We start from the raw sequence: 20,795 nt of genomic DNA, 5'->3' as shown, positions 1-20,795 counted from the left end.
CCGCGCCTATGACTTCTTCGTCTCCCGCACCGGCTCAACCCTGCGAACGTACCGCCCGCATCAGCAAGCTGTCGGGCGTCGTGTTCGTGGCTTTTCTGGCGCTGGGTTTCGCCTCTTGCGCCTGGCTGCTGGCGAGCGGCAAAGTCGAGTTCGTGCCGCCCAAACTCACGCGTCAGGCCGCACTGGAAGGCGACATCACCCACAAGATCGCCAAGCAGTTGTCGCAGGCGTCAGTGCCTGAGCAAGCGGCGAATCTGGAGCGCGGCGCAAGCTGGCTGGCGCTGCACGATACCGGCCCGCGTGTGCGCTCGGGGTGTGCCGGCTGGTTGTTCCTGACCGATGAGATACGCATCAACCGTCACGCCGGCGCCAATGCCGATACCAAGGCCGGCGTGGTGCGTGAACTTCAGCAACGCCTCGCCAAACACGGCGTCACGTTGCTGGTGGCGGTGGTGCCGGACAAGAGCCGTATCGCCCAGGCGCAATTGTGCGACCTGCGTCGCCCGGCGATGTTGCAGGACCGCGCTGTGGCGTGGGTCGATGGGCTGAACAAGGTCGGTGTCGCTGCTGTGGACCTGGCGCCGAGCCTACAACCGTTGGGCGCTGACGCGTACCTGCGCACGGACACCCACTGGAGCGAAACAGGCGCTGCCGTTGCGGCCAAAGCCTTGGCCGAGCAGGTGCGGCGCATGGGCATCAGCGCGACGCCGCACAAAGATTTCGAGGCGCAGGTGCAAGAACCGGCACGCCGTCCGGGCGACCTGGTCAGGCTTGCCGGTCTGGAATGGCTGCCGGTGACCCTGCAACCGGCCCCGGAAACCGTGGCGGCCACCCGGATCAGCGAGAAAGCGGCCGCAGCGCAAAGCGGCGGCGATAACCTCGACGACCTGTTTGGCGATGACAACCTGCCGAACGTGGCGCTGATCGGAACCTCGTTCTCGCGCAACTCCAACTTCGCGGGATTCCTGCAGCAGGCGCTGGGTGCATCGATCGGCAATTTCGCCAAGGACGGGGGCGAGTTTTCCGGTGGCGCCAACGGCTACTTCAACAACCCGGCGTTCAAACAGACGCCGCCCAAGCTGATCATCTGGGAAATCCCCGAGCGGGATTTGCAGACGCCCTACAGTGAAGTGATCGATTGGGCGAAGTGAGGTGGGGCTGATGGCCTCTTCGCGAGCAAGCCCGCTCCCACAGTTAACCGAGTAGTCCTGACGGACACGGTCAAGGTGGGAGCGGGCTTGCTCGCGAAGGCTGCCTGACAGACAACACAATTCAAAAGCCATATCGTTATTCTCTAACGGTATTTATATTTCAATTCTTATATCTATAAAGTCACTCGCCTGCGTACCTGCCGACCAATCGGCGCGCCGCACGAAACGAACCAACACGGGACCTCCGTGAGTTTCTGATCGACGCGCGCGCCCTTGAGCGTGCCGTGCGTGGGAGTGATTTATGTCTGTCGTCTCTGCAACTCAAAGCATCGCACCGCAAACCTTCGAGATTCGCCCGTTCAGCGGTGCTGTCGGAGCCGAAATCATCGGCCTGGACCTGTCCCGCCCGATCAATGATCAGGACTTCGCCCGCATCCATCGCGCGCACCTGGATCATCACGTCGTGGTGTTCCGCGACCAACGCATTACCCCCGAACAGCACATCGACTTCAGCCGCCGTTTTGGCGTGTTGCAGATCCACGTGCTCAAGCAGTTCTTGCTGACCGGGCACCCGGAAATCCTCATCGTTTCCAACATCATCGAAAACGACCAATCCATCGGCCTCGGTGACGCCGGCAAGTTCTGGCACTCCGACCTGTCCTATAAAGAATTGCCGAGCCTGGGCTCGATGCTGCACGCCCAGGAATTGCCGTCCGAGGGCGGCGACACCTTGTTCGCCGACATGCACAAAGCCTGGGACAACCTGCCTGAAGCGTTGCGCAAAGCGGTCGAAGGTCGCTCGGCGGCGCACTCGTACACGGCGCGCTACAGCGAGACCAAATTCGAAGGCAACTGGCGTCCGACCCTGACGCCGGAGCAACTGGCCCAGGTTGCCGAAGTCGTCCACCCCATCGTGCGCACGCACCCGGAAAACGGTCGCAAGGCGTTGTTCGTCAGCGAAGGTTTCACCACCCGCATTGTTGGTTTGCCGGACGACGAGAGCAAGCAACTGCTCGACGAGCTCTACGCCCACAGCGTGCTGCCGCACAACATCTACCGCCATCAATGGCAGCCCCATGACCTGGTGTTCTGGGACAACCGTTCGCTGATCCACCTCGCCGCCGGATGCCCAAGCCATCTGCGCCGCAAGTTGTATCGCACCACCATTCAGGGCGACGCGCCTTTCTGATTTGTCGGAGATTGAATCATGTCCAAACGTCTTCCCTTTGCACCGTTGGCTGCGGCTATCGGCCTGGGTTTCAGCCTGATCGCCGGCAGCCTGGTGGCGCCGACTGTGGCTCACGCCGAGGGTGAAATCCGCATCGCCGAACAGTTCGGCATCGTTTACCTGTTGCTCAACGTGGTGCGCGATCAGAACCTGATCGAAAAGTACGGCAAGCAGGAAGGCATCGACATCAAGGTCGACTGGACTCAGCTGTCCGGCGGCGCGGCGGTCAACGACGCGTTGCTTTCCGGTTCGATTGATATCGCCGGTGCTGGCGTCGGTCCGCTGCTGACCATCTGGGACCGCACCCACGGCAAGCAGAACGTCAAAGCCGTGGCTTCCCTCGGCAACTTCCCGTACTACCTGGTGAGCAACAATCCGAAGGTCAAAACCATCGCCGACTTCACCGAGCAGGACCGCATCGCGGTGCCGGCCGTGGGCGTGTCGGTGCAGTCGCGCTTCCTGCAATACGCGGCCGCCAAGCAATGGGGCGACAAGGAATTCAATCGTCTCGACAAGTACACCATCGCCGTTCCGCACCCGGACGCCACGGCCGCGCTGATTGCCGGCGGCACCGAGTTGACCGGGCATTTCTCCAACCCGCCATTCCAGGATCAGGCGCTGGCCAACCCCAACGTCCATGTGGTGTTGAACACCTATGACCTGCTCGGCCCAAACTCGCCGACGGTGCTGTTCGCCACCGAGAAATTCCGCAACGAGAACCCGAAAACCTACAAGGCCTTCGTCGAGGCGCTGACCGAAGCGGCGCAATTTGCCCAGAACGATAAAGGCGCTGCAGCCGATACCTACATCCGCGTGACCAAGGCGAAAATCGATCGCGCCGCGCTGCTGAAAATCATCGATAACCCGCAGTTCGAATTCAGTGTCACGCCGAAAAATACCTACCCACTGGCCGAGTTCCTCTACCGCGTCGGCGCGATCAAAAACAAACCGGATTCATGGAAGGATTACTTCTTCCAGGACACCAAACCGCTGCAAGGGAGCTGACCGACATGAACGCCCATTTGCAAGGCCACACGGTCAGCAAACCGAACGTCGCAGCCCAGGCGCTGCTGTCGGTCGACAACGTCAGCCTCGAATACCGCACGCCGCAGCGTGTGGTTCGAGCGACCCACCAAGTCAGTTTTGAAATCGACCCGGCGGACCGCTTTGTGCTGCTCGGTCCTTCCGGTTGCGGCAAATCCACATTGCTCAAGGCGGTCGCCGGGTTCATTCAGCCCGTTGAAGGCGAGATTCGCCTGCAAGGGCAAACCGTCCATGCCCCGGGGCCCGACCGGATCGTGGTGTTCCAGGAATTCGATCAGCTGCCGCCGTGGAAAACCGTCAAACAGAACGTGATGTTTCCGCTGCTGGCGTCGAAAACCCTCAAGCGCCAGGAGGCTGAAGAACGGGCGCTGCACTATCTGGACAAGGTCGGACTGGCGGCATTTGCCGATGCCTATCCGCACACCTTGTCTGGCGGCATGAAGGCACGCGTTGCCATCGCGCGGGCATTGGCGATGCAGCCGAAAATCCTCCTGATGGACGAACCCTTCGCTGCCCTCGACGCCCTCACGCGTCGCAAGATGCAGGAAGAATTGTTGCTGCTGTGGGAAGAGGTGCGTTTCACGTTGCTGTTCGTCACGCACTCCATCGAAGAAGCGCTGGTGGTGGGCAATCGCATCCTGCTGCTGTCGCCGCATCCCGGTCGGGTACGGGCGGAAGTCCACAGCCATCAGTACGATTTGCACAGTCTCGGCGGCGTGGCGTTTCAGGAGTCGGCGCGGCGGATTCATCGGTTGTTGTTCGATGAAGGCCAGTCACCGGAAACCGAGCGCGAGCTGGATTTTTCCAACATTCGCATCGCTTACTGAGCCATTGAGAGGAGTGCCCGATGAGCCAGTTATCATCTGCGCGTGAAGAGTTCGAAACCGTTTTGCAGCCGCTGACCAGCGTCCCGCTGGAGCGTGAGTTGCCCCTGGGTCAACGCCTGTGGCAGCAGGGCTGGATTCGCAAAAGCCTGATCCTGATTTTGCTCGCTGTGCTGTGGGAGGTGGTTGCCCGCATTCAGAACAACGACCTGCTGCTGCCGAGTTTTCTGCAAACCGCCAGTGCGTTGTATGGCGGGCTGCTCAGCGGCGAGTTGCTGGGCAAAGTGTGGATTTCGCTGGTGGTGCTGCTGAAGGGGTATTTGATCGGCATCGTCCTGGCGTTTGCCCTGACCACCTTGGCGGTGTCCACACAGTTCGGTCGCGATCTGCTGAGTACGCTGACCTCGATGTTCAACCCGCTACCGGCCATTGCGCTGCTGCCGTTGGCGCTGCTGTGGTTTGGGTTGGGGCAGAACAGCCTGATTTTCGTGCTGGTGCATTCGGTGCTCTGGGCGTTGGCGTTGAACACCTACGCGGGGTTCCTGGGTGTCTCGGAAACCTTGCGCATGGCCGGGCGAAATTACGGTTTGAAGGGCATGCGTTTCGTGTTGTTCATCCTGATTCCGGCGGCGCTGCCGTCGATTCTCGCCGGGCTGAAAATCGGCTGGGCCTTTGCCTGGCGCACGCTGATCGCTGCTGAGTTGGTGTTTGGTGCCACCAGCGGCAAGGGCGGTTTGGGCTGGTACATCTTTCAGAATCGCAATGAGCTGTACACCGATAAGGTGTTTGCCGGGTTGGCGGTGGTGATTTTGATCGGGTTGCTGGTGGAGAACCTGGTGTTTGATTCGCTGGAGCGGGTGACGGTGAAGCGGTGGGGGATGCAGCGCTAGATTTTTGTTGCCTGATCGGGCCCCATCGCGAGCAGGCTCGCTCCCACAGGGGATCTCCAGTGGAAGCAGATTTTGTACACAACGAAAAACCAATGTGGGAGCGAGCCTGCTCGCGATGGGGCCAGACCTGCCAAAACAAAAAATGGAAGATGTTTGCTAGCATTGCGTCCAGGTCAATCCAGCCAGGCCAAGAGTGCTCAGCATGCAACTCCCGGACATGAATCTTCTGGTCGCCCTCGACGCCTTGCTCGACGAAGGCAGTGTGGTGGGCGCCGCGCGCCGCATGAACCTCAGCCCGGCGGCCATGAGCCGCACGCTCACACGAATCCGCGAAGCCATCGGCGATCCGATTCTGGTGCGCGCCGGCCGCGGCCTGGTGCCGACGCCCAAGGCTTTGGCGTTGCGCGAGCAGGTGCGGGAGGTGGTGGAACAGGCCGCGTTGTTGTTCCGTTCCGCCGATGACGTGGAGCTGGGCAGTTTGCGCCGACGCTTCAGCATTCGCGCCAACGATTTCTTTGTCGGTGTCTACGGCGGCAAGCTGTTCGACACCATGGAGCGTCAGGCGCCGCACTGCGAATTGCGCTTCGTTCCGGAGGGCGATGGGGATGACGAAGCGTTGCGTGAAGGGCGCATCGATCTGAGCGTCAGCAACAATCGGCCGCTGATGCCGGAAGTGAAGGTCCAGAACCTGTTTTCCACCCATTTTGTCGGCCTGGTGCGCGAAGACCATCCGCTGTTCGACGAAGAAATCACCGCCGAGCGTTTTGCCGGGTTTTCTCACATCAGCATGTCCCGGCGCGGGATTGCTCGCGGCCCGATCGATACCGCGCTCAATGCCTTGGGCCTGGAGCGGCGAGTGGCGGTGATCGCGCCGAGTTTCCATGCGGCGATGTTTGCCTTGCCTGATTCCGATCTGATTCTGCCGGTGCCCAAGGAAGCGCTGCTGAGCGTGCGGCGGCTGGGCTTGAAATTGCGCTCGTTCACCCTGCCGATCCCGTTGCCGACCCTCATGCTGACCCAGGCCTGGCACCCGCGTTTCGACAAAGACCCGGCGCATCGCTGGATGCGTGAAACACTCAAGGAGTGCTGCGACGCGACATGGCTGGCCGCGCAACCCACGTCAGACTGAACACGGACCCCTGTAGGAGCCGGCTTGCCGGCGATAGCGATTTTTCATTCAACATCTTCATTGACTGATACACCGCTATCGCCAGCAAGCCGGCTCCTACAGGGTTTTGTATTGCTGCGTGGAACGCACTTATAACCTGCCGATAAGTTGATTTTCGTCAGGTCCCGCGCTTCTTAAAATGCTCCGACATTCACATCCCGGAGCTTGCAGTAATGACTTCCCTCACGGCCCCGGCACCTCTCGCCGTGGCCAGTCCAACGGTCGCCGTGACGCCACCGGTCTTCGGTCCGCGAATCATCATTGGTCTGGTGGGTGTGTTGCTGGCGGTGCTGGTGTCGGGCCTCAACGAGATGGTGACCAAGGTCGCCCTCGCCGACATTCGCGGCGCATTGGCCATCGGCTATGACGAAGGTACCTGGCTGGTCGCCAGTTACACCGCGACCTCGGTGGCTGCGATGGCGTTCGCGCCTTGGTGCTCGGTGACGTTCTCGTTGCGGCGCTTCACCCTCTGCGCGATCAGCGTGTTCACGTTGTTGGGCGTGCTGTGTCCGTTCGCCCCGAACTACGAAAGCCTGCTGCTCATGCGCACCTTGCAAGGCCTGGCGGGTGGTGCCTTGCCGCCGATGTTGATGACCGTCGCCCTGCGTTTTTTACCGGCCAACGTGAAGCTCTACGGTCTTGCCGGGTATGCCCTCACGGCCACCTTCGGTCCGGGGCTCGGCACGCCACTGGCCGGGTTGTGGACCGAGCATGTCGGCTGGCAGTGGACGTTCTGGCAAATCATCGCGCCGTGCCTGCTCGCCATGGCAGCGGTGGCCTACGGTTTACCCCAGGATCCGCTGCGCCTTGAGCGTTTCAAGCAGTTCAACTGGCGCGGATTGCTGTTGGGTTTTCCGGCGATCTGCATGCTGGTGATCGGCATTCTGCAGGGCAATCGGCTGGACTGGTTCGAATCGACCCTGATCTGCGGATTGCTCGGCGGCGGGCTGGTGTTGCTGGTGCTGTTCCTGATCAACGAATGGTCGCAGCCGACACCTTTTTTCAAGATGCAGATGCTCGGCATCCGCAACCTGTCGTTCGCCTTGCTGACCCTGGCGGGTGTGCTGGTGATTTTGCTGGCGGTGATCATCATTCCGTCCAGTTACCTCGCGCAGGTCCAGGGTTATCGCCCGGTGCAGACTGCACCGGTCATGTTGCTGGCGGCGCTGCCACAGTTGCTCGCACTGCCGTTGGTGGCGGCGCTGTGCAACCTGCGCCGGGTGGATTGCCGCTGGGTGTTGGGGATCGGCCTGAGCATGCTGGCGCTGTCGTGCGTCGGTGGCTCGCAACTGACATCGGCGTGGATTCGCGACGATTTCTATGTGCTGCAACTGCTGCAAATCTTCGGTCAGCCGATGGCGGTGTTGCCGCTGTTGATGCTCTCGACCGGCAGCATCAGCCCGATGGAAGGGCCGTTCGCTTCGGCCTGGTTCAACACCGTCAAAGGCCTGTCGGCGGTGATCGCGACTGGCGTAATCGACGCGCTGACCACATCGCGGCTGCATTTTCATTCGACCATGCTGGTGGACCGTCTCGGCAACTCGCCGCTGGCCGACAGCGACAGCGCGGGCCTTGCCCACCGGCTGCATGAGCAAGCCGTGGTGCTGACCGCCTCGGACCTTTATCTGTGTATGAGCGGTGTCGCCTTGGCGCTGATCCTGTTGATTTTCTGGCTGCCGACGCGGATCTATCCGCCGCGTGCGCCGACATGAATGCTTCACTGAAACAGAAGGTTTTTATGACGACTCAATCCAAGCAAAAAATCGCCGTCGCGATTGCCTCCGTGGTGGCGGTCGGCGTGCTGGTGTATCTGCTGGCGCCGGGAATTTTTGGCAAGCGTACGCAACAGAACACCAATGACGCCTTTGTCTCTGCCGACTTCACGTTGGTCGTGCCCCGCGTCGCCGGGTTCATCAAGGAAGTGCTGGTGGAAGACAACCAGCAGGTCAAGGCCGGGCAGTTGCTGGCGCTGATCGATGACCGCGACCTGCGCGCTGCCGCTCAAGCCGCCGACGCCGAAACGCTGGTGGCGCGGGCGCAACTGCAAAACGCTCGGGCGACCCTTGAGCGCCAGACATCAGTGATTGCGCAGGCGCAAGCCACGGTGGTGTCGGCGAAGGCTGAAATGGCGTTCGCCGAGCATGAATTGAACCGCTACAACCACCTTGCCGGCGTTGGCGCGGGTACGGTTCAGAATGCTCAGCAAGCACGTACGCGTATTGATCAAGCCCGCGCCCGGTTAGCCAATGCCACGGCGGTGCTGTCGGCGGAGCGCAAGCAAGTGGAGATCCTCACCGCCCAGCGTGACGCCGCCGACGGTGGATTGAAACGGGCGCTAGCGGCCCTGGAAATGGCCAGCTACGAGCTGTCCTATACGCGCATCGTCGCGCCGCAGGATGGCATGGTGGGCGAGCGTGCGGTGCGTGTCGGTGCGTATGTCACGCCGGGCAGCAAGCTGCTGGCCGTGGTGCCGCTGGCGCAAGCGTATGTGGTCGCCAATTTCCAGGAAACCCAACTGACTGAGGTGCAGCCGGGGCAGGGTGTGCAGGTGCACGTCGACAGCCTTGGCGGCGAAGCGTTGCGCGGTCGTGTCGAGAGCATTGCGCCGGCCACCGGGGTGACGTTTGCGTCGATCAAGCCGGACAACGCGACCGGCAATTTCACCAAGGTTGTGCAGCGGATACCGGTGAAAATCGTCCTCGATCCGGGGCAGCCTTTGGCTGAGCGGTTGCGGGTGGGGATGTCGGTGGAGGCGAGTATTGATACGGCTGAAACCGGGAAGCATGAGGTTGCTCAACGATGAAGAGGTTTGTTAACCGAGCTGGCCTGATCGCGAGCAGGCTCGCTCCCACAATGGATCTGCGCAACGGCCACATTCTCAGCACAAAAGAAGACCCCTTGTGGGAGCGAGCCTGCTCGCGAAGGGGCCGTCAGCTTCAGCTGACCCTTTGCGCCTTGTTGGTCATGAGCCTCACCGCCTGCACCGTCGGCCCTGACTTCCAGAAGCCTCAAGCCCGGCAAGTTGCCGAATGGTCGAAACCGTCGAAAGCCGCCGCCAGTGAAGTGATAACCGCTCATATGGACGAACGCTGGTGGGAAGTTTTCCAGGACCCGAAACTCTCGGCCCTGACCCAACGCGCTCTGACCGACAACCTCGACCTGAAACTCGCCAGCAGCCGTTTGCAGCAAAGCCGCGCCGCGCGCCAGGTGATCACCGCCGAACGCTATCCCAACACCGCCGCCACCGGCAGCTACGGGCGCAAACGCAACAGCGGTGAAGGCCTGAGCGACCCGTCGGGGCACCACGGTGACTCGGCGTTCAACCTGTGGGACGCAGGTTTCTCGGCCTCCTGGGAACTGGATTTCTGGGGGCGTGTGCGACGCGAAACCGAAGCGGCTGATGCCACCCTTGAAGTCGCGGAGAACGACCAGCGCAGTGTGCTGCTGTCGGTGCTCGCCGAAACCGCCCAGGACTACATTCAACTGCGCGGCGTGCAAAGCACACGAGCCGTCACCGAGCAGAACCTCGACGTCGCCCGCCACAGCCTGAAGCTGTCGCAACTGCGCCTGGCCGACGGTGTCGCCACCGACCTGGATGTCGCCGAAGCCGCCGCGCAAGTCGCGGCCATCGAATCGCGCTTGCCGGCACTGGAGCAGCGCCAGGCGCAACTGATCAACGCGCTGAGCCTGTTGATGGGCGAGCCGCCGCAAGCGCTGCACGCCGAGTTATCCACAGACGCGCCGGTGCCACAAACCCCGCGTCAGGTCGCCATCGGCCTGCCGTCGCAACTGGCCGAGCGCCGCCCGGACATCCGCCAGGCCGAAGCCCGCTTGCATGCCGCCACCGCAAACATCGGCGTGGCCAAGGGCGATTTTTATCCGCGCATCACCCTGTCAGGCAACCTCGGTTCGCAGGCCATGCAACTGAGCGACTTCGGCTCATGGGGCTCACGTGCTTTCGGCATCGGTCCGCAATTCAGTCTGCCGCTGTTCGACGGCGGTCGCCTGCGCGGTGTGCTGAATTTGCGTGAAGCGCAACAACAGGAAGCCGCCATCGCCTACCAACAAACCGTGCTGCGCGCCTGGCACGAAATCGACGATCAATTGACCGCCTACAACGCCAGCCAACTGCGCCGCGACAGCCTCGCCGAAGCCGTACGCCAAAACCAGATCGCCCTGCGCACCGCGCAACAGCAGTACGTGGAAGGCGTGGTGGATTTCGTCAACGTCCTCACCGTGCAAGGTGAATTGCTGGCGACTCAGCAGCAATGGGTCGAAAGTTCGACCGGGGTGTCGCTGGCGGTGGTCGGGTTGTACAAGGCGTTGGGTGGGGGATGGGAGTCGGTGTATCCGGTGGGGGAGATGGCGCAACGCTAATGTGCATTTGGAAAAACGAAAAAACCGGCCGGAGCCGGTTTTTTCACCCCTGACTGCCAGCGAATTTAATCGCTGCGTACAGGGTTCAGTGGTAGGGAGAGATTAAAAGCTGAGTGTTGAGGGTTGCAATAGTTGATTGGCAGCGGATGACGTAGGACACGTCTCGATTGCCCGTAAGGAAATGGTTGCTAGCAATAACACACGCTCTATCAGGTAAAAACTCCCACCCACTTGACGCTCACCCACGCTGTCATAGACTCCGCTCATCCGTCAGGGAGTTACGGTTATGCGACGAGTTCGTGTGTGGGTTATCGGATTGACCATTTTAACGTGTACCGCTCAGGCGCAAACGCCCGTGCCAGACGATCCGCTGTTGGACAGCAGCACCGTCGGCAGCAGCGGTTCGGCAGCCAGCACCGAGGCCCGTGGCGTGTTGCGGGCCAGGGATCAGGCGATGCTTGCCAGTGAGTTGTCCGGGCGGATTGTCGAGTTGCCGTTCAGTGAGGGCGAGTCGTTCAAGAAGGGCGATACGCTGGCGCGTTTCGATTGTTCGGCCTATCAGGCGCAGCTCAATGCGGCGCAGGCTGCGAGCCGTGGGGCCGGTGAGGAGTTGGCTCACAACAAACAACTGGCGGCGTTGAATTCGGTCGGGCGCTTCGAAGTGGCGCGGGCCGAGGCCAGGCTCAGCGAGACGCAGGCGCAATCTCAGGTGTATCAGGTTCAGGTCAAACGCTGCAGCGTGGTTGCGCCGTTTGATGGCCAGGTGGTGGAGCGCAAGGTTCAGCGTTTTGAAAGCGTTGCTGCCGGCGCGCCGTTGCTCGATGTGGTCGACAACCGCACCCTGGAAATCCATTTGCTGGTTCCGTCGCGCTGGATGGGCAAACTCAAGCCCGGCCAGACGTTCAGTTTTGTCCCCGATGAAACCGGCCGGCCACTGGATGCCACGGTCAAACGACTGGGGGCGCGAATTGACGAGGGCAGCCAGACCTTGCTGTTGGTCGCGACGTTACCCAACGCCTCTGGTTTGTTGGCCGGCATGAGCGGCACGGCGCGTTTCGCGGAGCTCAAGTGAACGCTCCGGTCAGCGGCGGCGCGGAACAGGTCTTCGCCCGCTTTCTCGATCTTGAGCGCCAGACCCGCGCCGCACGCACTCCGTCGCAACTGGCCTACAGCCTGGTCAATGACGCTCAGGGGTTGTTCGGTTTTCGTCATGCCGCGTTGTTGATTGCCGGCAAGGTGCACGCGGTGACGGGCGTGAGTACCGTCGACCCGAACGCGCCGTTCGTGGCGTTCGTCGAGCAGGCCGTGGCGCAGTTGTTCAAGCGTGATGTGCTGAAGCAGGCGCGGGTGATTGCGCCCGATCTGCTCAGCGAATCGATTCAGGCGGACTGGCAAAGTCTGTCCGCCGCCCAGGTGTTCTGGCTGCCGCTGATCGATCACCAACGCGAAGTGTTCGGCGGACTGTGGCTGGCCCGGGATTTACCGTGGAACCCGGCGGAACAAGTGCTGCTGTCGCAACTCGGCGACACTTACAGTCACGCCTGGCTGGCGCTACAACCGCACAAGCCGTGGCGACTGCGCTGGACCCGAAAACGTCAGGTCGCGTTGATCGTGCTGCTGGTGCTCGGGATGTTGATTCCGGTGCGCCAATCGGTGCTGGCGCCGGCCGAAGTGGTGCCGTTGGGCGGGCGCGTCGTGGCTGCGCCGCTGGACGGCGTGATCGCCGAATTCCTGGTCAAACCCAACCAGACGGTGAAAACCGGCGACCCGTTGCTGCGCTTCGAAGGCACCACCCTCAAGGCTCAGGCTGATGTGGCCGAACGCGCGTTGGGCGTTGCCGAAGCTGAATTGAAAGCCAATTCCCAGCGCTCGTTTGCCGATGCCGAGTCCAGTTCGAAGATTGACTTGCTGGCGGCGCGCGTCGAACAAAAACGTGCCGAACGGGACTACGCCCGTGAACTGCTCAAGCGCAGCGAAGTGCGGGCCGAGCGCGACGGTATCGCGGTGTTCGCCGACGCCGAGCGCTGGACCGGCAAACCGGTGCAGACCGGCGAACGGCTGATGGAAATCGCCGACCCGAGCCAGGCCGAACTGCGTATCGAGCTGGCGGTGAGCGATGCGATTTCCCTGGAGCCGGGTGCGCAAGTCGCACTGTTCCTCGACAGTGATCCGTTGCAACGGCATTCGGCCCGGCTCGAGCGCGCAGCATATGAAGCACAACCCACCGCCGGCGGGCAGTTGGCCTATCGGCTCGATGCCAGTTTCGATCAGGCGCCGCCGCGCATCGGCTTGCGAGGGACGGCGAAAATCTTCGGCGATCGCGCGCCCCTGGCGCTGTACCTGTTACGTAAACCACTGGCCGGTTTGCGCCAGAGCGTGGGGCTGTAGATGAGCCTGCCGAGCCTGCGCGCGGATTTGCAATTGACGCCCGCTTCACCGGCGCTGGATGGCTCGCCGCGCTGGACGTTGGCCGACCCGGTGCGCGGGCGCTATTTCAAGCTCGGGGTGGCGGCGATGCGCTTGCTGCGACATTGGTCCCTGGGCGATCCCGAAAAAATACTGCACGCCGCCAATCGCGAACCGGGTTTGCCGTTGGCCGGCAGCGATCTGGAGCAACTGCTGAGCTTTCTGCGCAGCCACGATCTGATCAGTGCCCTCGACCCGCAGCAGCGTGAAAGTTACAACTTGAAAGCCGCCGCCCAGCATCAGTCGTGGTGGCAGGTCTTGTTGCATCAGTACCTGTTTTTCCGGATTCCTCTTTGGCGACCGGATGCTTTTCTCAATCGCGCCTGGCCCTGGCTGTCACGATTCGGTCCGCAAACGCTGCGCTTCGGATTGCCGGCAACACTGATCCTGGGGGTATTTCTGGTGTCCCGGGATTGGCAGCGATTCATCGCGACTTTCCCCCATTTGTTCAGCCTGGGTGGCGCGCTGGCCTTCGGTGTGGCGTTGTTCTTTGCCAAGCTGTGCCACGAATTCGGCCACGCGTTCATGGCCAAGCGCGCGGGCTGTCGGGTGCAAAGCATGGGTGTGGCGTTCATGGTGCTGCTGCCGATGTTCTACACCGACGTCAGCGATGCCTGGCGGGTCAATGATCGACGTGCCCGCTTGCTGATCGGGGCCGGTGGCGTGTTGGCCGAACTGCTGCTGGCGAGCATCGCGCTGCTCGCCTGGTCGCTGTTGCCCGACGGGCCGGCGCGCACGGCGGCGTTCATGCTCGCCAGTGCCACCTGGATTACCACGCTGGTGATCAACCTCAATCCGTTCATGCGGTTCGACGGCTACTTTTTGCTCAGTGATTTCTGGGACGTGGAGAACCTGCAAGGGCGAGCCTTTGCCCTGTGCCGCTGGCATCTGCGCGAGACCTTGTTCGGCTACGGCGCACCAGCTCCGGAGCCCTGGTCGCCGACGATGCGGCGGCGTTTGCTGGTCTGGGGTTATGGAACGTGGTTGTGGCGCGCGGTGCTGTTTTTCGGGATTGCGCTGGCGGTGTACCACTTGTTCTTCAAGCTCCTGGGGATTTTCCTGATGCTGGTGGAGCTGGTGTGGTTCATCTTTCTGCCCATCGTGCGCGAGTGGCGCGAATGGTGGAGCCAGCGTGAGCACGCCCATGTGTCGAGGGTGTTGTTGAGTGCGTTGGGGCTGGCCGCTTTTGTGCTGTTTCTGGCGCTGCCCTGGCGCAGTGCCGTGGAACTGCCGTCGATGCTCGAGGCCGGGCGCGTCAGTACCTTGCATGCGCCGGTGGCGGCGCGGGTCCAGCAGGTAAACGTCAGTGACGGTCAGGTGGTGGCTCAGGGCGATGTGCTGATCGAATTGGTGTCGCCGGATCTGGATTCGCGCCAGGCCATCGTCCGTCGCGAAATCCAGATCCAGCAATTGCAGATGCGCCGCCAGGCAAGTCGCAGCGAAACCGCCGCCGATGCGGGCATTGTCGAGCAGCGCCTGGCGGAGGCCGTGGCCGAGTACCGTGGGTTGGCTGCGCAACGGGAGCGGCTTCTGATTCGGGCGCCGCAGGCGGGCAAGGTGCGAGATCTGTTGCCGCAGTTGACCGCCGGCCGCTGGTTGTCGCCGAAAGATCCGTTGGCGCGGGTAGTGGAGGACGGCGCACGGCTGCGTGGTTATCTGGCCGAGGCTGAGTTGTGGCGTGTTGCACCGGGCGCCAGTGGGCGGTTTATCGCCGATGATCCGATGCACCCGGCGATCGCGGTGCAATTGACCGAAATCGACACCAACGGTGCGACCTATGTCGATCAGGAGGCATTGACCTCCGATCACCACGGGCCGATTGCCGTGCGCCGGGATGCCTCGCAACGGGCCGAGCCGGTACAGGGACAATACGGCGCGCGGCTGAACACCCTCGAGGCCACCCCGACGCCGCTTCAACCTTTGCGTGGCGTGGTGGTGTTGCAGGGGAGCGGCGAGTCTTTGCTGGGCGTTGCCTGGCGGCGGATGGCCGCGTTGGGTGTCAGGGAAAGCGGTTTCTAGGGAGAGCAGCGATGGCGAGCACGGATTCTGTGGTGGCCGACGGTTTGGTGGTGCGGCCGTCGCGCGTTAGCGATGGACCTTTTCTGCACAGGCTTTATCAATCGGCACGACCGGATCTGCAATGGATCGACGGCGAGCGAGAGGTGGTTGAGCAGGTCGTCGCCCAGCAATTCCAGGTACAGGAACAAGGGCTGGGAGAGCAATTCCCCAACGCGATGCACTACGTGATCGAAAAGCTCGACACGGCCATCGGTGCGTTGACCACTGATTTTGGTCCCAATGAAATCCGCGTGCTGTACCTGGCGTTCGTCCCCCAGGCTCGTGGCCAGGGTTATGGTCGGGCGGTGCTGCAAGGGGTGCAGAAAGCTGCGCAGCAGATTCGCTGCCCGGTGGCCACGGTGGTCTGGGCCAACAATGCCCACGCGCGCCAGCATTACCTGGCGCTGGGGTTTCAGGTTGAAGAGCGTAATCCGGCGGCGGAGCGGTTGGTGTGGTATCCCAATGGCTGAATACAACCATGACCCTGTGGGAGCGAGCCTGCTCGCGATAGCGGTGGATCATTCAGCAGTGATGTTGAGTGTGAAGGCCCCTTCGCCGGCAAGCCGGTCTCGCTCCTACATTTTGATCCCTGTGAATCAGTTGAATGCGATGTAGAAATATCCCACGCCCGGATCACGCCCCATGGCGGGCACCCGCGAGACAAAAATATCCTCCACGTAGCCAAGTTCCGGTAACTCCAGCGCACACAACCCATCTACGAACTCTGTGGGTTGCAGGCTGTTGAACTCGACCCGGAACGGCATGCGCTCGCTTTTCGGCATCCGCGATCGGGGTGATTCTTCAAGGCTGTCGATATGGATCGGCAGCTCACTGCCATCCGGCAACCGCAGCGTCCCCGTCTTTCCCAGAAGCGTCTGAAAGTGTTGGTGTTGAACCTGTTGCAGCATGGCGTCACTCCCAAAATGAAAGTGACCGGGGGCGTTGAATCCCCCGGCCGGATTTCAACCGCGCGAAGGGAACAGCCCTTCCAGGGCAATGCTGAAGTTCAGCACCAGGAACGGGTTCATCGTTGCCATGGGCAGGCCGTTGCCGGCGGACGAGATTTCCCCGGTGACCGTCGTGGCCACACCCTTGAGCGGCACGGCCGCCGCACCTTGCTGATCGGAGTAGATGCTCGCCGAGCCCGGTCCGCCGCCGGAAGCGCCGATGTACGAGTTGGTCGCGGTGGGGGTGGTGACCGGGTTGCTCGCCGGGCTGGCCAGTTGCAGGGTGGTAGTGGCCGTCAGCCCGGACAGGGCGTGGGTGTGATTGGGCAGGTTGGTGATGGTCGCGGTGACGTTCTCGGTCCCGGAGAACTCGCCGATGACGCGTGGGGTCAGGTTCAGCCCGTTACCCATGCACACCGGCATTCGGCCTTGCAGGTTGGGCAGCATGAAGTTGGAGACGCCATTGCCTCCGAAGTTGACGCCCAGCAGCGCGAACAGTGCGTTGTATTGCTGGACAGAGAGCGTCTGGCCATTACACAAGGCCCAGCCGCTGGGTGCGTAGTTAAAGGCGAAAGGCTGGATAGTGCCGATGAATACTTCCATAGTTCCTCATCCCTCAGGTTAGTTGTCTGGCGCGCCACAAGCGTGGCCCGGACGTCCGGAACCATCGTTGCGATCAGCCGACTCCATTCATTTCCCTGGCTGAGTCACGCCAAACCAGAGCGTAGTTGATGCGCCTCACGGCCGAATGTCGCTGGTCGCAAAACCGGCATCGACGACGAACCGGCGCCGTCCTAAAGTGATCAACAGGCAGGGTGGTCGAGGGCTGTTTCAGGGGGGGTAATGGAGGCGCGCAGAGAAACACCGTTTGGCGGCACCCATGAGCCGCACGCAGCACCCGGCATCTGGGCGATCGTTCAGCGCTGGTTGCGCTGGGCGCAGGAGCACTGGCTGTTGCCGATCCTGGCGTTGGCGGCGCTGGTGCGTTTCTACGACCTGACGGCGGCCGCTATTTGGGGCGATGAAGGGTCCAGCCTGCTGCTGAGTCAGTATTCAGTGGCCGACATCTGGGTCCATGCGGCCCATGACGTGCACCCTCCGCTGTATTTCCTGCTGCTGCATGGCTGGGTCGGGTTGTTCGGCGACGGCATTTTTTCGATCCGCTGCCTCAGCGCCTTGCCCGGCATCGTCACGGTGTGGCTCGGCGTCTGGCTGATGGATTTGCTCGCCACTCGCCGTGCAGCGCTGCTGGCCGGTTTCCTGCTGGCACTGTTGCCCACGGCGGTGCGCTACAGCCAGGAAGTGCGTATGTATTCGCTGCTTGGGCTGTGGCTGATCGGCGCGACGATTGCCCTGGCCTACTGGATCAGGCGCCCGCATCGCAGGCGATATCTGGTGGCGTATGTGCTGTTGATGACTGCTGCGTTCTACACCCACTACTTCACGGCCCTGTGCGTGCTCTGCCACTGGCTGTATCTGGGGCTGATCCGCGTCCAGCCGGGGCATCGCTTGCGCCATGTTCAACGCCCCGGCTGGTGGCTGGCGAATGTCGCGATCGTGTTGTTGTACCTGCCGTGGGCGCCGAGCCTGATCGATCTGCTCCAGCACCTGGATCAGCTCAAGGCCAACGGCGACGTGGGCTGGGAAACGCCTGTCACGTTCGGCTCGTTGCCTTCGATGTTCTGGTCGTTCCTGATCCAGGACGATGGCGAGAACCTGCCGACGCTAATGTTCATCGCGATGCCGCTGGCGTTACTGGCCATTGTGGGGGTGGCGCTGGCGCGGGACCGCAGTGTCTTTCGTGGCAGCGCTCTGCTGGTGATCTACACGGCGTTGCCGTTGCTGCTGGTGTTCGGGGTTTCGTTTATCACGCCGGTATTTATCGAGCGCTACCTGACGGCGTATGCCCTGGGGCTGCCGATGATTGTCGCGTTGGCGGTTGATCGTCTGTATTCAGGCTTTCGGGTGCTGGCCGTGACGGTGCTGGTGCTGTTTGTCGGTGTTGAACTGGTGGGCCTGAAGAACAACGCCACGGTGGACACCAATGATCAAATCAACGTCATGGTCGACTACGTGAACCAGCACTTCGTGACCGGTGACCGGATCGTCACCAGCGACATGCTCTGGTACCTCAGTTACGTCTATTACAACCGCACCGAGGCCAAGCCGCTGCTGTTCACTCCGCCGCTGGCCAATGGCGCTTCGAGCCGGCCGAACGCCTATGGCTTCGGCACATTGGTGACTCAGGACACGTACCTCGACAGTCTCGACCGCTTGCCCAAGGGCAGTGGCCGGGTTTGGCTGATTGGCACCGTCGATGTTCCGGACGAATTCGCGCCGTTGCCCTCAGGCTGGCAGCGCTCGGGCGAAACACAGGCGGGAGGCGCCACTGCGCGATTGTTCGTACTGCATTGAGCCGGTGGAATGCTTAAACGATTCACCTCACAAGCAGTAATAAAAAACGCGTTTTAGTCAGCGCCGTAACTTCGATTTGATATCAAAACACCACTACTTCTAAGGCCATTCATGGTCTACGCTCCGTCATACATAAAGGACTTATGACTAGGGTGAAGGGATTGCAGCAGTTCCATTTTATTTCCGGCTTGCCGCGCTCGGGCTCGACCCTGCTTTCTGCAATCCTTTTGCAGAACCCGCGTTTCCATGCCGGCATGACCAGCCCTGTCGGCTCACTCTTTTCCGGTGTCCTCGAACAATGCAGCGCCGGCAGCGAGTTCGGCGCGGTGATCGATACCGACCTGCGCCGCCGTTTGCTTCGCGGCCTGTTTGACTCCTTCTACGCCGACAAGGCCGACAAACCGGTGGTGTTCGACACCAACCGCTTGTGGAGTTCGCGCCTGCCGGCCATCAGCGATCTGTTCCCGCAAGCCAAGGTCATTGCCTGTGTGCGCAACGTTGCCTGGGTCATGGACAGCATCGAGCGTCTTTATCGCGCCAACCCTTTTGAAAACACCAAGCTGTTTGGCGATGCGGTCGAACGCAACACGGTCTACAGCCGCTGCGAAACCCTCGCCCAACGCAATCGCCTGGTCGGTTTTGCCTGGGCGGCGCTCAAGGAAGCCTATTACGGTGAACACGCCGACTCGCTGCTGATCGTCGATTACGACCTGCTGACTCAAGCGCCTGACCGGGTGATGCGGCTGGTCTACGACTTCATTGGCGAGCCCTGGTTCGAGCACGATTTCGACCACCTGGCCTACGACGCGCCGGAGTTCGATCAATCCCTCGGTGTGTCCGGCCTGCACAAGGTCAAACCCAAAGTCGAGTTGCAATCGCGGCGCACGATTTTGCCGCCGGATTTGTTCAAGCAGTACGCAGAATTGTCCTTCTGGCTCGATGGCTCTGCCAGCGCCGCCAATGTCATTCGTATGAAAGCCGATGCCGCGATCAGTTGATCGCGGCGTTTTCGTTTACGCAGAAAAAACGTTCGAGTCCGGGTGAGTAACATGTGGTGGAGCAACGGCAAGTCACGGATTACCAAAGGCGCACGAGCGCTGGCCTCTCCAATGATCATGTCCCTGGAACCGCGAATGCTGTTCGACGGCGCGGTCGCGGCCACGGTGGCCGATAGCGCCCAGGCTGACAGCCACACCACGGCCGACGCGGCCAAGCCGCCCGTTGCGGAAAAACCGGTCGCCAGCCAGGACACCCACGGCCAGGCCGATGCCACGCCCGCCGTGGCGCCCGTTGCTGTGCCGGGACAGAGCGTGGTGTTCGTCGATTCCCGGGTCAAGGATGCCGACAGCCTGCTCAAAGGAGTGGCGCCCGGTACTCAGGTGGTTCAACTCGATGCCACCAAGGACGGCTTGCAGCAGATTGCCGATTACCTGGACACCCATCAGGGCATCAGCTCGGTGCAGATCATCGCCCACGGCAATGCGGGCGATCTGTGGCTGGGGAACAGTTACCTGTCTGCCGACAACGTCGCGGCCCGCAGCGCGGTGCTGGCGGAAATCGGCAAAGACATGAACGTCGGCGGCGACATCCTGATCTACGGCTGCTACACCGCCGAGGGTGAACGGGGTTTGAACTTCGTCGATTCCCTGGCGCAATTGACCGGCCGTGATGTAGCGGCGTCCAGCAACCGTACCGGCGTGGGTGGCGACTGGGATCTGGAGATCGCCACCGGCAATATCGAAAGCGCCAACGTGCTGTCGAAAATGGCCATGAGCGACTATCAGTGGGGCCTGGCGAGCTGGACGGCCACCAACAACGCCAACACCGGCGTGGGCTCGTTGCGTGCCGCCATCGCTTCGGCGCAGAACGGCGATACCGTCACTTTCAGCACCGGCATGACGGTGCAGTTGACCTCCGAACTGCTGATCAACAAGAACATCATCGTTGATGGCGACTTGAACAACGACGGTGTGGCGGATGTGACTCTCGACGGTCAGTACAGGACCCGGGTGATTGAAATTGCGGCGGGCAAAACCGTGACGCTCGATGGTCTGGTGATCACCCGTGGGCTGGTGTCGGGCACGGGCGGCAACGGTGGCTACGGCGCCACGGGCGCGATGGCCGGGGGGATTTTCAACGCAGGGGTCCTGACGCTGAACAACGTGACCGTGACCTCAAACGCCGCATCTGGCGGCGGTGGCGGCGGCGGTGTCACAGGGGCGTTTTA

At 61.8% G+C, this 20,795-nt stretch carries 18 protein-coding genes; 16 read left to right on the top strand and 2 right to left on the bottom strand.

What is annotated here, in order from left to right; genetic code table 11:
* Nucleotides 1–8: 8 nt before the first annotated feature.
* The 13 genes from KGB27_RS18215 to KGB27_RS18155 all read left to right on the top strand — a co-directional run bounded on the left by KGB27_RS18215 (nucleotide 9) and on the right by KGB27_RS18155 (nucleotide 15,676).
* Nucleotides 9–1,151, top strand: coding sequence for an alginate O-acetyltransferase AlgX-related protein (locus tag KGB27_RS18215; RefSeq protein ID WP_223555594.1), 1,143 nt, complete (start codon nucleotides 9–11; stop codon nucleotides 1,149–1,151).
* A 301-nt stretch (nucleotides 1,152–1,452) separates the two neighbouring features.
* On the top strand, nucleotides 1,453–2,340 hold the full coding sequence (locus KGB27_RS18210; protein ID WP_223555593.1) for a TauD/TfdA dioxygenase family protein: 888 nt from the start codon (nucleotides 1,453–1,455) through the stop codon (nucleotides 2,338–2,340).
* An 18-nt stretch (nucleotides 2,341–2,358) separates the two neighbouring features.
* A complete protein-coding gene (locus KGB27_RS18205) occupies nucleotides 2,359–3,384 on the top strand; it encodes an ABC transporter substrate-binding protein (RefSeq protein WP_008039621.1) in 1,026 nt (341 codons plus the stop codon).
* Nucleotides 3,385–3,389: 5 nt separating this feature from the next.
* Nucleotides 3,390–4,250, top strand: coding sequence for an ABC transporter ATP-binding protein (locus tag KGB27_RS18200; RefSeq protein WP_223555592.1), 861 nt, complete (start codon nucleotides 3,390–3,392; stop codon nucleotides 4,248–4,250).
* Between the two features lie 20 nt (nucleotides 4,251–4,270).
* Nucleotides 4,271–5,137, top strand: coding sequence for an ABC transporter permease (locus tag KGB27_RS18195; RefSeq protein ID WP_084323356.1), 867 nt, complete (start codon nucleotides 4,271–4,273; stop codon nucleotides 5,135–5,137).
* Nucleotides 5,138–5,339: 202 nt separating this feature from the next.
* On the top strand, nucleotides 5,340–6,266 hold the full coding sequence (locus tag KGB27_RS18190) for a LysR family transcriptional regulator (protein ID WP_223555590.1): 927 nt from the start codon (nucleotides 5,340–5,342) through the stop codon (nucleotides 6,264–6,266).
* Between the two features lie 212 nt (nucleotides 6,267–6,478).
* A complete protein-coding gene (locus tag KGB27_RS18185) occupies nucleotides 6,479–8,017 on the top strand; it encodes an MFS transporter (protein WP_223555588.1) in 1,539 nt (512 codons plus the stop codon).
* A gap of 26 nt (nucleotides 8,018–8,043) precedes the next feature.
* Nucleotides 8,044–9,108, top strand: a complete 1,065-nt coding sequence (locus KGB27_RS18180) for an HlyD family secretion protein (protein ID WP_207285549.1) — start codon at nucleotides 8,044–8,046, stop codon at nucleotides 9,106–9,108.
* The gene (locus KGB27_RS18175; RefSeq protein WP_223555586.1) at nucleotides 9,105–10,682 is read left to right on the top strand and encodes an efflux transporter outer membrane subunit; all 1,578 of its coding nucleotides are present in this window, start codon (nucleotides 9,105–9,107) and stop codon (nucleotides 10,680–10,682) included. The genes KGB27_RS18180 and KGB27_RS18175 overlap by 4 nt, the downstream gene beginning before the upstream one ends.
* A 286-nt stretch (nucleotides 10,683–10,968) precedes the next feature.
* A complete protein-coding gene (locus tag KGB27_RS18170) occupies nucleotides 10,969–11,754 on the top strand; it encodes an efflux RND transporter periplasmic adaptor subunit (protein WP_008039635.1) in 786 nt (261 codons plus the stop codon).
* Nucleotides 11,751–13,070, top strand: a complete 1,320-nt coding sequence (locus KGB27_RS18165) for an efflux RND transporter periplasmic adaptor subunit (protein ID WP_223555583.1) — start codon at nucleotides 11,751–11,753, stop codon at nucleotides 13,068–13,070. Before KGB27_RS18170 ends, KGB27_RS18165 begins: the two co-directional genes overlap by 4 nt.
* Entirely contained in the window at nucleotides 13,071–15,167 is a 2,097-nt protein-coding gene (locus tag KGB27_RS18160) for an efflux RND transporter periplasmic adaptor subunit (RefSeq protein ID WP_223555582.1), read from the top strand.
* An 11-nt stretch (nucleotides 15,168–15,178) separates the two neighbouring features.
* Nucleotides 15,179–15,676: a GNAT family N-acetyltransferase gene (locus KGB27_RS18155; RefSeq protein ID WP_223555580.1), complete on the top strand. Its 498-nt coding sequence runs from the start codon at nucleotides 15,179–15,181 to the stop codon at nucleotides 15,674–15,676.
* A gap of 126 nt (nucleotides 15,677–15,802) precedes the next feature.
* On the opposite strand, the gene KGB27_RS18150 is transcribed toward KGB27_RS18155, so the two are convergent.
* Complete coding sequence (locus tag KGB27_RS18150) at nucleotides 15,803–16,114, bottom strand: DUF6916 family protein (protein WP_223555577.1); 312 nt, start codon at nucleotides 16,112–16,114, stop codon at nucleotides 15,803–15,805.
* A gap of 54 nt (nucleotides 16,115–16,168) precedes the next feature.
* The gene (locus tag KGB27_RS18145; RefSeq protein WP_008039652.1) at nucleotides 16,169–16,756 is read right to left on the bottom strand and encodes a phage tail protein; all 588 of its coding nucleotides are present in this window, start codon (nucleotides 16,754–16,756) and stop codon (nucleotides 16,169–16,171) included.
* Nucleotides 16,757–16,996: 240 nt separating this feature from the next.
* On the opposite strand from KGB27_RS18145, the gene KGB27_RS18140 reads away from it, so the two are divergent.
* The 3 genes from KGB27_RS18140 to KGB27_RS18130 form a co-directional block, all read left to right on the top strand.
* Nucleotides 16,997–18,568 (top strand): glycosyltransferase family 39 protein, encoded by a 1,572-nt coding sequence (locus KGB27_RS18140; RefSeq protein WP_223436908.1) that lies wholly within the window; start codon nucleotides 16,997–16,999, stop codon nucleotides 18,566–18,568.
* A 143-nt stretch (nucleotides 18,569–18,711) separates the two neighbouring features.
* Nucleotides 18,712–19,566 (top strand): sulfotransferase family protein, encoded by an 855-nt coding sequence (locus KGB27_RS18135; protein WP_223436906.1) that lies wholly within the window; start codon nucleotides 18,712–18,714, stop codon nucleotides 19,564–19,566.
* Between the two features lie 51 nt (nucleotides 19,567–19,617).
* A partial coding sequence (locus KGB27_RS18130) for a DUF4347 domain-containing protein (protein WP_223555575.1) occupies nucleotides 19,618–20,795 on the top strand: 1,178 nt, incomplete at its 3' end.

The sequence above is a fragment of the Pseudomonas sp. BF-R-01 genome (assembly GCF_019946615.1).
Taxonomy (GTDB): domain Bacteria; phylum Pseudomonadota; class Gammaproteobacteria; order Pseudomonadales; family Pseudomonadaceae; genus Aquipseudomonas; species Aquipseudomonas migulae.
This window is presented reverse-complemented; position numbering and strand designations above follow the sequence as displayed.